The sequence below is a fragment of the Ensifer sp. Root278 genome (genome assembly GCF_001429285.1).
Classification (GTDB): Bacteria; Pseudomonadota; Alphaproteobacteria; order Rhizobiales; family Rhizobiaceae; genus Ensifer.
Genome location: NZ_LMJJ01000004.1, coordinates 1 through 12,612, shown reverse-complemented (window position 1 = coordinate 12,612; position 12,612 = coordinate 1). Strand labels below are relative to the sequence as shown.

Below are 12,612 nucleotides of genomic sequence, written 5' to 3'. Positions count from 1 at the left end.
CGGGGGCATTTTATTCAAATACGGTAAACGAAGCCTTGCGTCCGATACCCGCGATCAAGGGTGCGGATGCTTGCCGTTCCGACTGACCGCCGATAGCAAGAAGCCCGCGTCTTCGTCAGACGCGGGCTTCAAGTTTTCAGCTACGGATCCGCTGGATATCAGCGGCACTCGCCGCGATGCACGACTCGGAAGCCAGCACCGCCAGCCTCGCAGGCGTTCGAGAAGGTTTGCACGCGGCCGCCGCGCTGGCCGCAGACCGGCGCGAATTCGCGGGTGCAGAACTGGCCTTCGGAGGGACGGTCATCGTCGCGACGGCATTCGCCGCGGCCGATCACCTGGAAGCCCTCCGAGCGCGCCTGGCAGGCGTTCGAGAAGGTCTGCGTGCGCCGTCCGCGCTGGCCGCACACCGGATTGTACTCCATGGTGCAGGCCTGCGGTTCGCGATCCGGCGGGCGATAGTCCGGACGGCATTCGCCACGGTGGATCACATTGAAACCGTCGGCCCTTGCCTGGCAGGAATTAGGGAAGGTGCGCATGCGATTGCCACGCTCGCCGCACACGGGCGCATATTCCATCGTGCAGACCGGCGGGCGGGTCGGCCTCGGCCCCGGACGAGGCTCGTCGACGACCACCGTACAGGCCGAGAGGAAGCCGAGCGCCAGCATCAGCACGGCGATCGGGCGCGTCAGAAGAAGTTTGAGAAGTGCCATGGATGTCCCCTCTAAAGCGGCGGTCAGCAACCGGAGCGACGCCCCGTCGAACACCTCCCGCATCTCGCGTATCTATCCGCAGCTATCGTAAGGTCAAGACTGTGCGGCCTGCTTTGCACGGCAATCACGGACGCAGGTTGCGGGGGCACTGCCCGGATCACGGAACGATGTGGAGCTCGATTGCAGCCGCGCGACATTTCTTCTTGTCAGCGCACAAGGCCCGCGTGGTATCGCCACGCGGGCCTTGTGCGATTCCAGACTATAGCGATCAGGCGGCGCGGCCGTAAGCCGAATGCGATGCCGAGGACTGCAGCCGGAACTTCGTCAGCAACGACTTCAGTTCCCGGCTCTCGGCAGCCAGCGTCTGGCTTGCGGCAGTCGTTTCCTCGACCATCGCGGCGTTCTGCTGGGTCATCTGGTCCATGCTGTTGACGGCGACATTGACCTCCTGCAAGCCGGTCGCCTGCTCGCGTGCGGCGGTCGCGATCGAGGCCACCTGCTCGTTGACCCGATTGACCAGCGTCTCGATCTCCGTCAGCGCTTCGCCGGTCGACCGGACCAGCTGAACACCGGCACCGACCTCGCGCACCGAGGCGCCGATCAGTTCCTTGATCTCCTTGGCGGCACCCGCCGAGCGCTGCGCCAACTCACGCACCTCCTGCGCGACGACGGCAAAGCCACGGCCGGCCTCACCGGCGCGCGCTGCCTCGACGCCGGCATTGAGCGCCAGCAGGTTCGTCTGGAAGGCGATCTCGTCGATCACCCCGATGATCTGGCCGATCCGGCCGGACGAGCCTTCGATCCGCCCCATGGCGTCGATGGCATTGCGCACGATGCCGCCGGACTTGGCAGCGCTCGCCTTGGTCTCGTTGACCATGTCGCGCGCCTCGTTCGCCCGCTCGGAAGCGTGGCGGACCGTCGAGGTGATCTCGTCAAGTGCTGCCGCCGTCTCTTCGAGGGCCGCTGCCTGCTGCTCCGTCCGGCGCGAGAGATTGTTCGCCGCTTCCGAAATGTCGCCGGCACTGGCAGTGACGATCTCGGTCGAGTGCGAGATGGAGCCGATGACATCGCGAAGCGCCGCGACGGCCGTGTTGAAGTCCTCTCTCAGCTTGCCGTATTCCGGCGCGATATGGCCGATCTCGGCGGTCAGGTCGCCGCTTGCCAAGAGCTCGAGCGCGGCACCGACGGTCTCCATCGCATCCGCTTGCGCTTCCGCCGTTGCCCGCTGGCGCTGCTCGTTGCCGCGCCGCTCGGAACTCAGCCGCTCCTGCTGCTCGGCCTCGCGTGAACGCAGTTCCAGCCGTTCGCGAACGGAATCGCGCAGCACCACCAGCACCTTGGCCATCTGGCCGATCTCGTCGCCGCGGTCCGTCTCCGGCACCTCGGACGAAAGATCCTCATCGGCGATCGCCCGCATCGACGCCTTCAGCTTCTCGACCGGCTTGACGACGCTGCGCACGATCGCAAGCGCCGCCATCAGAATGGCGAGTGCGGCGGCGGCGAGGATGCCGGCGACCTGCCAGGCGCGCTCACGGAACATCGCCGCTAGGTCGTCGGCATAGACGCCGGTACCGACCACCCAGCCCCAGGGCTTGAAGCCGGCAACGTGCGAATATTTCAGCACCGGCGCGTCAGCGCCCGGCTTCGGCCAATAATAGTCGACGAAGCCCTGGCCGCTCTTTTCGACAGTCTTTACGAACTCGACGAAGAGGTGCTTGCCGTTGGGATCCTTGTTTTCAGTGAGGTCTTTGCCGTCCAACTCGGGCTTGATCGGATGCATCACCATGGTCGGATGCATGTCGTTGACCCAGAAATAGCCGTTGCCCTGGTAGCGCATCGCCTTGATTGCCTCGAGCGCGCGCTTCTGCGCCTCCTCACGCGAAAGCGTGCCGGCCACCTCCTGCTTGTGATAGGCGTCGAACACCGCGATCGCGTTCTCGTCCATTGCCGCGAGCATCGCCTTGCGCTCGCCGACGAGCTTGTCCTGCGCCTGAAACAGACCGAATGTCAGCGCTGCTGCCATGGTCAAAAGCGCAAATGCCACCAGCGCGTAGAGACGCGCCGAGATCCTGAATTTCTTCATTGCCAATCCCCTGCCCCTTCGGCGCCCCCGGCGCCGCCCCGTCGCAACCTGGCCGCCGCCGGCATGGCCGGCCGCACTCCAAGAGCCTGCAGGTTAGGTAGAGGTCTTTGCAAAGCCCCTAACAACCGATCCCTAAATTTGACATTTCTGAAGAACCCCTTCGAAAGTCTAAGGTGGCGGCACGGCGGGATGCTGCCCGCATTTGTGCGGCGGCGGGCCTTCCCTCGGCAAGCGCGGTCGGGTTACATCTTTCATCCAACAGGGAGACAGGCCGCATGACCGAACAGACCAAACCGACCGGCGAGCTGACCTTGCGCACGCTCGCCATGCCCGGCGACGCCAATGCGGCCGGCGATATCTTCGGCGGCTGGGTGATGGCACAGATGGACCTTTCCTGCGGTATCCGTGCGGCCGAGCGCGCTCGCGGCCGTGTGGTTACCGCGGCAGTCAAGGAGATGGCCTTCGCGCTTCCGGTCAAGATCGGCGACACGCTCTGCATCTATACCGATGTCGTCAAGGTCGGCCGCACCTCGATGACGCTCAAGGTCGAGGCCTGGGCCCAGCGCTATCTCTCTTCGCATCGCATGGAAAAAGTGACGGATGCGATCTTCGTCATGGTCGCGCTCGACGAAAACGGCAAGCCCAAGCCGGTGCCGGCGGAGGAATAGGAGCGGCGGCCGTGGATCAGGTTCCGACCAACCCGGAAATCTTCCCGCATATCCGCACCGTCATGGGCATGGTCGTCAGCCTGAGCCTGGCGAGACTGCTCAGCGGACTGGCGCTTTTCGTGCAGCACCCCGGCAAGACGCGCGTCTACTGGATCCACCTCGGCTGGGTCCTGTTCATGTTCGTCTTCCTCGTGCATTTCTGGTGGTGGGAGTTCCACCTGCATTCGCTGGCCGTGATCGACGTCAGTGTCTACCTGTTCGTCATCCTCTATTGCTGCGTCTTCTTCTTCCTCTGCGTGATGCTGTTCCCGACGACGCTCGAGGACTATAGCGACTACGAACACTATTTCATGTCGCGCCGTGCCTGGTTCTTCGGTTTCCTCGCGCTTGCCTTTGCCGTCGACCTCGTCGACACCGCGCTGAAGGGCAAGCAGTATTTTGCCTCCTACGGTCTCGAATACCCCGCTCGCAACACCGCCTATATCCTCTTCTGTATCGCCGCCGCCTGGACGGCGAATCGGCGCTTCCATGCCGCCTTCGTTGTCGCTGCGGTCGCCTATCAGCTTCTCTGGATGTATCGGGCCTTCGACCTGCTGGATTGAGACCGTCGATCGGATCGTCTGCGGAGGTTTTCCGCCTGGGGGTGCACCTCGCCCCTTGATCCCGAGGCGAGGCGATGCTTTATCCGTTAGACATATTTGAATCTCGCATCATGGCACGTCGGGGGACTGTCGCATCATGGAAATCTTTACCGCCGCCGGTCTGGCAGCGCTTCTGCAAGTCATCGTCATCGACCTCGTTCTCGCCGGCGACAACGCCGTCGTCATCGGCCTTGCCGCGGCCGGGCTGCCGACGGAGCAGCGCAAGAAGGTCATCCTCGTCGGCATCATCGCGGCAACCGTGCTGCGCATCGCGCTCGCCAGCGTCACGGTCCAGCTCCTGGAAATCATCGGCCTTTTGCTCGCCGGTGGCATTTTGCTGCTGTGGGTCTGCTGGAAGATGTGGCGCGAAATCCGCGAGCAGCAGGCAGCGCACGCGGCAGGCGAAAGCGGCGCTGGCAGCAACGCGCCCCAGAAAACCTTCATGCAGGCGGCCATCCAGATCGTCATCGCCGACATCTCGATGTCGCTCGACAACGTGCTGGCCGTCGCAGGCGCCGCCCGCGAACATCCGACGATCCTGGTTATCGGCCTTGCGCTTTCGATTGCGATGATGGGCGTGGCAGCCGGTTTCATCGCCCGGCTGCTCAACCGTTATCACTGGATCGCCTATATCGGCCTCGCAATCATCCTCTATGTCGCGCTCGACATGATCTATCGCGGCTGGGTCGAGGTCTGGCCGCACGTCGCGCCGGCCGTGGCAGCCATGGTCTGACGCCAGCGCGACGCGCTGCAGACCGTTAACAATGCAAAAGGCAGGGCTTGGGCCCTGCCTTTTTGTTTGCAGCGGTCTTAACCGCTACAGCGGCCGGACGCCTGTTAGCCCTTGAAGATGAACGAGGCGCCTAAGGCGATCAGGGCGAAACCGACCAGATGGTTCCAGCCGATCGACTCCTTCAGCCAGAAAACTGAGAAGGCGGCAAAGACCAGAAGCGTGATCACCTCCTGCATCGTCTTCAGCTGTGCGGCGGAATAGACCTGATGGCCGATGCGGTTGGCCGGCACCGCCAGGCAATATTCGAAGAAGGCAATGCCCCAGCTTGCCACGATCGCCATGTAGAGCGGTGACGACGTGTATTTCAGATGCCCATACCAGGCGAAGGTCATGAAGACGTTGGAAAACAGGAGCAGAAGAATCGGCCAGAGATAGGCCGGAGAGAGAGTGAAGGACATAGAGAACCTCGGGGCGCGAATCATGCTCCGACGATGCCCCGCAGCCCCGTCCGGGCGCAAGTCCTGCCGGCCTTCCATTGGCTCAAGTGACGCCTCGGAGCGAGCCGATACGGGATTTTCTGCAGGTCAGGGTGTCGAATCGACGACGAACCGGCATTTTTCCGTCATTTAGCAAGTCATGCCCCAATATTTTACGGGTTTTGCCACAATTTTGTACTGGCGCATGAGCAATGTCGCTCGACTGTCCGACGGGACAGGCAGGGGAATACCACACTTCGAAACGGCGGTTGCCGTGAAGTTGGCTCCGCGCCTTGCGCGCGGTTCGCCGACACGCCGATGCTGCGTATCAGACGCTGGGCACGCGCATGTCCGCTGAAATTTCCCATGGGAACATTGGAAACAGTTGAGCAACCGGGTGCCATGCCGGCGATCGCCAGGCCGCCCCGACCGTTCGCACCCAGCAACTTGTCAAGGAGACCTGACCATGAAGGTCCTGGCGTTTCTTGCGGCTGCCTATGTCGCGCTCCTATCGCCATCTCTTGCCAGCGCGGGCATGCTTGCCCAGGCGCAGCAATACAAAGGCCTGCACGAGGTGAAGAACAACAAGACCCTTCGCGCAGCGCTCGGCATCAACCCGGCACGTACCCCCTGGTGCGGCCATTTCATGGGCATGGTTGCCCGCAAGTCCGGCCGCAGTCCACCGCAGAGCTTCGGCTTCGCCCGCTCGTGGCTTCGGTTCGGTGCACCGGTGAAGCTCGCCTATGCGCGCGCCGGCGATATTGTCGTCGTGCGCACCGGTCGTGGCTACCACGTCGGCATCCTGTCCGCGATGTCGAAGTCGACGGCCCAGTTGATCGGCGGCAATCAGTCCGGCGGCGTCAGGGTCTCGCAGTTCGCCCGGGGCCAGGTCGTCGGCGTCCGGCGCTAGAGCATCCCGCGTCAAGTGGAATCACTTGAAGCGGAAAGATGCTCTAGAAACAATGTGCTAGAGCGACCCTAGTGCGTTCATCTGAACGCACGGCGCTCTGGAGCGGCAAGCCAAGGGCGAGGAACCACTTCGCACCAGGCCTTGCGCCGGAGGGCCTAAAGCCCAACCCGGACCAGAGATCAGCATCGCCGCATCGGGCGGATCGCTGACGCGCGTCCTCACACAAGCGTCAGGCGCATTGCACAGCGCCGCTCTGGCGGAATGCCGTGAGCGCCCTCGTTTGCAAGGATCTGCGCGAGACGCGCGTCGAGTTCGTCCCCGGCAAGCGTAGCGAAGCCGAGTGTGCGGTAGAAGTGCTCGTTCCATTTGAGATCGCGGAACGTCGTCAGCGTTACCGCGGCAAGCGAACGGGCGCGCGCATGCGCGATCGCAGCCAGCATCATGGCGCGCCCAAGCCCCCGGCCCTGGCTTTCCTCCAACACGGCAAGCTGCCAGATGTGCAGCGCGCCCTCTGCGCTCGCGGCACAAAGGAAGCCGAGCGGTCGATCCTGCTCGTCGACGGCCACCAGGGACAGGCCGGTGCGCAGGAAGTCGACATGAGCTTCCGCGGACTGGACATCGTCGTCGGCAATCCAGGCCAGGTCGGGGATGGTGCGAAAAAGCGCGCCGGAGGAGCGCTCTATGTCGGGCAGCAAAGCTGTATCGTCTTCACGTGTGGGTCGAATCAGGGTCATAGTGACCGCATCCTACAGCGCAGGCCGTCATAGGGGATGCGCGAAGTTCGCTGCCGCCCTTCAAAATCCCGAGAATCATTAGCCGGATAACGGAATATCGCTAGTCGGCGATCATATTCATGGCCTGCTCAAGCCCGGCCGCCGGACTCGACAGCGGCCGCGGTCCGTTGCGGACATGATCGGCGGCGCCAGCCATGGACGCCTGGGCCAGCGCAACGATGGAGGCTCCATCCCCATAGGCCGCTTCTGCCGCCCGGGCGATCGCAGCAAGGTAGCCGTCACGGCTTCCCGCCTTGAACAGCGCCCACGCACCCTCGACGAGACGAACCTCGAGGACAGCGCCGGAACGGCGCGCCGCGTCGGCAAAAAGCGCCGTAGTGGGTGCGACCGTCGTTTCCACCGCGCAAAGCACTACCAGCTTGCCGCCGGTCGCGGCCGCCTTCTCCGCCAGCGCCGCATCGACGCGCAGGATCGGGACGGCAGTGCCCAACCCGGCCCTCACAACGCTCGGCCCGAGCGTCGAGCAGGTGAGCAGCACGGCGTCGGCCTTCGCCGCCAGCGCCGAGAGAACCGCCGCTGTCTGCTGCGTGATGTCCTCGGTCAGGCCGCCCGCTTCCTCCGCCGCGCGCAGCAGATCGGCGCGGACCGTATGGCGCAAGTTCGCGGAGGAAAGTCCGAGTTCGCGCGCAGCATTCTCGAAAACGGCGACGTTGCTGTCGGCCGTATGCAGGCAGGAGATGATCAATTGGCGGCCCTTGGATGGCGAACGCCTGACGGCGCGGTTCTGACTTTGCGAAACTTGCACAATCGTCGCACGCCGGGAAGCGTCGCCGGACACAATCTGTCGTAGAGGCCACGCGAACCGTCTATTTGCGCCTCCGGCCCAGCAATGGACACAAATCGGGGCAATTTATGCTTCTCGACTTTTCTAATTTAAGTTACGCTTATTTTCCTTCTGACCAGATGCCGCGGGAGGGGCTGCCCTCTTGGAACGGAAGCTCGCCGTGATCCTTGCTGCCGATGTCGCTGGCTACAGTCGCCTTGTCGCGATTGACGAGGAAGGTGCGCTCGCAACACTTGCCACCTATTGTGCAACGATTTCAAGCCTTGTGACCGAGCATGGCGGGCGCATCTTCGGCGCCGCTGGCGATAGCCTTGTCGCGGAATTCCAGAGTGCAGTGCAGGCGGTTCGGGCAGCGGTCGCCATCCAGCGGACCCTGCAGCGGAGAAACGCCGACCTCGCGCCGGAGCGGCGCATGGAGTTCCGCATCGGCCTCAATCTCGGCGACGTCGTGGTCGACGGCGGCAACCTGCTCGGCGACGGCGTGAATGTGGCGGCGCGGCTGCAGCAGGTGGCGAAACCGGCCGACATCTGCATCTCCGGTGCGTTGCACGACCAGATCGTCGGCAAGCTGGAGTTTCCCATGCACCGGCTTGGCGATCGCGCGCTCAAGAACATGCCGCGCCCGGTGCCGGTGCACCGCGTCGACTGGCATGAGGACCCGGTGAGGCCGGATCTGCCCGGCATGCCGCTTGCCCTGCCCGACAAGCCGTCGATCGCCGTTCTGCCCTTCGTCAACATGTCCGGCGACCCCGAACAGGACTTCTTCGCCGACGGTCTGACCGAGGACATCATCACGGCGTTGTCGCTCTACCGCTGGTTCTTCGTCATCGCCCGCAACTCCTCTTTCGCCTACAAGGGCCGCGCCGTCGACGTCAAACAGATCGGCCGCGATCTCGGCGTGCGCTACATCGTCGAGGGCAGCGTGCGCCGCTCAGGCTCGCGCGTGCGCGTCACCGGACAGTTGATCGAGGCGGAAACCGGCATCCATCTCTGGGCGCAGCGCTACGAGCGCGAATTCGCCGACATTTTCGCCATCCAGGATGAGATCACCCAACATGTGGTCGCGGCGATCGAGCCGGAGATCCTGATTGGCGAAAACCGCCGGGCGCTGCTACGCGGCAGCGACAATCTCGACGCCTACGAATGCCACATGCGCGGCACGCTGCTGCATAATGCGCAGGACTCCGCCGCGCACTTCGACGACGCGATCGAGTGGCAACGCCGCGCGATCGCCCTCGACCCCGAATTCGGCCGCGCGCACATGATGCTGGCCCGCTCGCTGTTTGCCCGCTGCTATTTCGGCTTCAGCGACGACATTGACCGGGATAGCGCGGAGTTGGCGGCGGAGGCTGCGCGCGCCGTCGTGATCGAGGATCACGATCCCTATTGCCACTATGTCATGTGCCTCGCCAATTTCGCTGCCCGGCGGCCGCATGCCGCGGTCCAGGAAGCGCAACAGGCGATCGATCTCAACCCCAATTTTGCGCTCGCTCACATGGCGCTCGGTTGGGCGCGCATCTATATCGGCCGTTTCGCCGAGGCATTGGACCCGCTGCACAAGGCGCTGAGGCTGAGCCCGCACGATCCGCTGACCTACCTCTTCTTCAACCGCATCGCTCTCGCCCACTACCACCTCGGCAATTACGAGGAAGCGCTGCGTCACGCCGAACGGGCGCTGCTCCTGCGCCGCACCTATTTCAACCTGGTCATTCTGCTCGCCTGCCTTGGCCAGCTCGACCGCAACGAGGAAGCCCGCAGGATCGTTCCCGAGGCCGTCGCCAACGCGCCTGTCGATTTACCGCGCTACTGGCGCTTCTTCACCGGCTATGTCGACCCTGCCGACCACGCACATTTCAAAGACGGGCTCGTCAAGGCGGGCCTGCCCATCGTCCCGTAGGCCGCCATGACACGAGCCCAGCTGTTCGGCGTTCTCATCGGCCTCACAGTGGTGGCGTTCTTCACGGTCCTGCGCGCAAACGATCCGCAGCTTCTGAGGCAGGCGCGCGACGTCACCTTCGACGAATACCAGCGGATCGCGCCGCGCGGCTTCGAGACCATGCCGGTCAAGGTGATCGATATCGACGAGGCGTCGCTGCGTGAATTCGGCCAATGGCCCTGGCCGCGCGACCGCCTGGCGAATTTGACCAACCGGCTGACCGAGATGGGCGCGGCAGCGATTGCCTTCGACGTGCTCTTTGCCGAGCCCGACCGCCTGTCGCCGCGCACGGTCGTGCGCGACGTCGGCGGCGTCGATCCATCCTTCGTCGCAACCCTGCCCGATAATGACGAGATCTTTGCCCAGGCGATCCAAGACAAGCCGGTCGTGCTCGGTTTCGGCCTCACCAACGACGGCAGTTACCTGCCGTCGGTCAAGGCGGGCTTTGCCTTCACCGGCGAAACCGCTGCCGAGGCGCCGCCGCGCCTGCACGCCGCAACGCCGCTACGGCCCCAGCTCGAAGCCAACGCCGCCGGGCTCGGCCATATCAGCCTCAATCCCGGCTCCTCCTCCGCGGTGGTGCGGGCCGCACCGCTGTTCCTCAGCGACGGGCAGCAGTTCTACCCGAGCCTCGCCCTGGAGGCGCTGCGCGTGGCGCAGGGCGCCTCGACCTATGTGCTCGCCGCAGCACCCAACGTCGCCAACACGCTCACCGCCGTCAAGATCGGCGACTTCGTCGTGCCGCTCACCTCGACCGGCGAACTCTGGCTCTACGTCACGCCGGACACGACGGAGCGCTACATTTCCGCCCGGCGGGTTCTCACGGACGAAGCCTCCTCTCCGGACGTTCGCGCCGCGATCGAAGGCAGCATCGTCTTCATCGGCACGTCGGCTGCCGGACTGCAGGACGTGCGCACCACCGCGCTCGGGCAGAACGTGCCCGGCGTCTCCATCCATGCCCAGATCGTCGAGCAGATCCTCTCCGGCCGCTATCTGTCGCGTCCAGACTGGGCCGACGGGCTCGAAATCCTCTCGATCGCACTGGCCGGCACGCTGCTCGTGCTGTTGACCACTTTCGTCAGCCCCGTGGTGGCGCTGGTCTGCGGCCTCGCGGTCACGGTGTTGGGGCTCGCAGCCTCCTGGCTCGCCTTCTACTATGGCGGGCTGCTCGTCGATCCGCTGGCGCCGATCCTCGCCGCCTCGATCACCCATTTCTCCGCCACCGCCTATCGCTTCCTGGTGACGGATCGCGAACGACGCGAGGTCCGCCAGGCTTTTGGGCGCTATCTCTCGCCATCGCTGCTCTATCGCATCGAGCACACGCGCAATGCGCTGAGCCTTGGCGGCGACGACCGCGAGCTGACGGTGATGTTCGTCGACGTGCGCAGCTTCACCGAGATGAGCGAGCGCATGACGCCGACCGAGGTCGTCGCCTTCCTCAACACGCTGCTCGACGCGCTGAGCCGCCATGTGCTCGCCAATGAGGGCACGCTCGACAAGTTCATCGGCGATTCCATCATGGCCTTCTGGAACGCCCCGGTCGATGTGGTCAACCATCCGCAAAAGGCACTTCGCGCCGCGCTCGGCATGCGCGAGACCCTGGCCCGGCTGAATGCCGAAGACGCCTTCGGTTTCGGCTCCGGCCATGAGGTGCGCATCGGCATCGGCATCCATACCGGGCTCGCCTGCGTCGGCAACATGGGTGCCGAAACCCGCTTCAACTATTCGGCGGTCGGCGACACCGTCAACATCGCGGCCCGCATCGAAGCGGCCTGCAAGGACGTCAACTTCGACGTGCTCGTGTCGGAAGCAACGGCTGAGGCATTGCCGAATTGCGCGCTGCTGGATGCGGGAAGCCTGGGCCTCAAGGGAAAGACGACGCGAACCCGGCTTTTCGCGGTCGCCGGAGACGAGAACCTCGCCGCCTCGCCCGCCTTCGCGGAATTGCGGCTGCTGCATGACCGGCTCGTCTCGGTGCTACGCACGCGCGCGACCTCGAGCCGCAGCATCATCAACGCAGCGAAGCTGAAGTCTGCCGCCCTGGCACCGGGCCTGGTCGGCTTCTACGCCCGGATGTCGCGCCGATCGGAGCATTTCGCCGAAACGCCGGTCGAAGACGCCAAGCGCCCGGCGGAGTGAAACGTGCCGGACCTCAGCCGCAGACGACCGCCCGGCACATCGCCTCGACCTGGGCTCTCGGATCGTTCGCAAAGCTTTGATTTGTCGTTGGTTTAGCGCCGGCCCGCTTGTGCCTAGCGACAGGTCGTTGCCGACGCATCGTGAACGCTGCGCCGAAAGCGTTGGCAAACGACAGGCCGTCAGCGGCGCACACGGTCGGCGCTCAATTCTGGCTTTGGGTCTGGCTCTGGCTTTGGCTCTGTTCCTGGCGCTGCGTTCCACCGCCCTGTTGCGACTGTTCCTGCCGCTGTTCCTGTTCCTGGCGTTGGCTGCCCTGGCCCTGCCCTTGTTCCTGCTCCTGCCGCTGGGACTGTTCCTGCCGTTGGCTACCCTGTCCTTGTCCCTGTTCCTGGCGCTGCTCCTGCCGCTGCCGCTGGCTCTGTCCGCTCTGCTGCTGCCGCTGCCTTTGTTCCTGGCGCTGCGTCCTGGGTATCAGCGGTATTGGTTGACGCTGCTCGACGGCGGGGGGTTGCACAGTTTGCGGTTGGCGTTCGAGATCCTCCTGGAACACCGCCGCAAGGCTGCAGCCACCCCCCGCCCAGCCCAGCGCTCCGGACAGTCGTTGCCCACCGGAGAGGAAAGGAAGGGCTTGCGCATTGCCTAGTGATTTCAATGTATTGCGACTGACTCTTCTCGGATCGCTGATGCCGCCGCCAGGCTTGGCGACTCCATCAGGATGCCGGCATCGACCGAGCGGCT

The 12,612-nt window shown here is 64.4% G+C and carries 12 protein-coding genes; 7 read left to right on the top strand and 5 right to left on the bottom strand.

Going from position 1 to position 12,612, the window contains the following annotated elements:
- Window positions 1–158: 158 nt before the first annotated feature.
- Both ASE60_RS05915 and ASE60_RS05910 read right to left on the bottom strand, forming a co-directional pair.
- Complete coding sequence (locus tag ASE60_RS05915; protein ID WP_057248818.1) at window positions 159–710, bottom strand: Kazal-type serine protease inhibitor domain-containing protein; 552 nt, start codon at window positions 708–710, stop codon at window positions 159–161.
- A 268-nt stretch (window positions 711–978) separates the two neighbouring features.
- Window positions 979–2,793, bottom strand: a complete 1,815-nt coding sequence (locus ASE60_RS05910; protein WP_057248817.1) for a methyl-accepting chemotaxis protein — start codon at window positions 2,791–2,793, stop codon at window positions 979–981.
- Between the two features lie 275 nt (window positions 2,794–3,068).
- On the opposite strand from ASE60_RS05910, the gene ASE60_RS05905 reads away from it, so the two are divergent.
- The 3 genes from ASE60_RS05905 (at window position 3,069) to ASE60_RS05895 (ending at window position 4,835) form a co-directional block, all read left to right on the top strand.
- Complete coding sequence (locus tag ASE60_RS05905; RefSeq protein ID WP_057248816.1) at window positions 3,069–3,461, top strand: acyl-CoA thioesterase; 393 nt, start codon at window positions 3,069–3,071, stop codon at window positions 3,459–3,461.
- 11 nt (window positions 3,462–3,472) lie between these two features.
- Window positions 3,473–4,063 (top strand): hypothetical protein, encoded by a 591-nt coding sequence (locus ASE60_RS05900; RefSeq protein WP_057248815.1) that lies wholly within the window; start codon window positions 3,473–3,475, stop codon window positions 4,061–4,063.
- Between the two features lie 136 nt (window positions 4,064–4,199).
- On the top strand, window positions 4,200–4,835 hold the full coding sequence (locus ASE60_RS05895; protein ID WP_057248814.1) for a TerC family protein: 636 nt from the start codon (window positions 4,200–4,202) through the stop codon (window positions 4,833–4,835).
- A gap of 104 nt (window positions 4,836–4,939) precedes the next feature.
- Here ASE60_RS05895 and ASE60_RS05890 read toward each other — a convergent pair whose 3' ends face one another.
- Complete coding sequence (locus tag ASE60_RS05890) at window positions 4,940–5,293, bottom strand: DMT family protein (RefSeq protein WP_057248813.1); 354 nt, start codon at window positions 5,291–5,293, stop codon at window positions 4,940–4,942.
- 484 nt (window positions 5,294–5,777) lie between these two features.
- Here ASE60_RS05890 and ASE60_RS05885 point away from each other — a divergent pair, with 484 nt between their 5' ends.
- A complete protein-coding gene (locus ASE60_RS05885; protein WP_057248812.1) occupies window positions 5,778–6,221 on the top strand; it encodes a TIGR02594 family protein in 444 nt (147 codons plus the stop codon).
- A 218-nt stretch (window positions 6,222–6,439) separates the two neighbouring features.
- Here the strand turns inward: ASE60_RS05885 and ASE60_RS05880 are convergent, their stop codons facing one another.
- Both ASE60_RS05880 and ASE60_RS05875 read right to left on the bottom strand, forming a co-directional pair.
- The gene (locus tag ASE60_RS05880; protein ID WP_057248811.1) at window positions 6,440–6,955 is read right to left on the bottom strand and encodes a GNAT family N-acetyltransferase; all 516 of its coding nucleotides are present in this window, start codon (window positions 6,953–6,955) and stop codon (window positions 6,440–6,442) included.
- 100 nt (window positions 6,956–7,055) lie between these two features.
- Entirely contained in the window at window positions 7,056–7,700 is a 645-nt protein-coding gene (locus ASE60_RS05875; protein ID WP_057248965.1) for an aspartate/glutamate racemase family protein, read from the bottom strand.
- Between the two features lie 241 nt (window positions 7,701–7,941).
- Between ASE60_RS05875 and ASE60_RS05870 the strand changes: the two genes are divergently transcribed.
- From ASE60_RS05870 to ASE60_RS05860, 3 genes are all read left to right on the top strand, one after another.
- Window positions 7,942–9,696 carry an adenylate/guanylate cyclase domain-containing protein gene (locus ASE60_RS05870; protein WP_057248810.1) on the top strand — a complete coding sequence of 585 codons (1,755 nt, stop codon included), beginning with the start codon at window positions 7,942–7,944 and terminating at the stop codon, window positions 9,694–9,696.
- A 6-nt stretch (window positions 9,697–9,702) separates the two neighbouring features.
- Window positions 9,703–11,874, top strand: a complete 2,172-nt coding sequence (locus ASE60_RS05865) for an adenylate/guanylate cyclase domain-containing protein (RefSeq protein ID WP_057248809.1) — start codon at window positions 9,703–9,705, stop codon at window positions 11,872–11,874.
- A gap of 127 nt (window positions 11,875–12,001) precedes the next feature.
- Window positions 12,002–12,517, top strand: coding sequence for a hypothetical protein (locus ASE60_RS05860; protein WP_156414591.1), 516 nt, complete (start codon window positions 12,002–12,004; stop codon window positions 12,515–12,517).
- Window positions 12,518–12,612: the final 95 nt, after the last annotated feature.

What these genes read in the sequence shown, in the direction of transcription:
- ASE60_RS05915 (WP_057248818.1), bottom strand. Translation starts at nt 710, where the DNA reads ATGGCACTTCTCAAACTTCTTCTGACGCGCCCGATCGCCGTGCTGATG.
- ASE60_RS05910 (WP_057248817.1), bottom strand. Translation starts at nt 2,793, where the DNA reads ATGAAGAAATTCAGGATCTCGGCGCGTCTCTACGCGCTGGTGGCATTT.
- ASE60_RS05905 (WP_057248816.1), top strand. Translation starts at nt 3,069, where the DNA reads ATGACCGAACAGACCAAACCGACCGGCGAGCTGACCTTGCGCACGCTC.
- ASE60_RS05895 (WP_057248814.1), top strand. Translation starts at nt 4,200, where the DNA reads ATGGAAATCTTTACCGCCGCCGGTCTGGCAGCGCTTCTGCAAGTCATC.
- ASE60_RS05890 (WP_057248813.1), bottom strand. Translation starts at nt 5,293, where the DNA reads ATGTCCTTCACTCTCTCTCCGGCCTATCTCTGGCCGATTCTTCTGCTC.
- ASE60_RS05885 (WP_057248812.1), top strand. Translation starts at nt 5,778, where the DNA reads ATGAAGGTCCTGGCGTTTCTTGCGGCTGCCTATGTCGCGCTCCTATCG.
- ASE60_RS05880 (WP_057248811.1), bottom strand. Translation starts at nt 6,955, where the DNA reads ATGACCCTGATTCGACCCACACGTGAAGACGATACAGCTTTGCTGCCC.
- ASE60_RS05865 (WP_057248809.1), top strand. Translation starts at nt 9,703, where the DNA reads ATGACACGAGCCCAGCTGTTCGGCGTTCTCATCGGCCTCACAGTGGTG.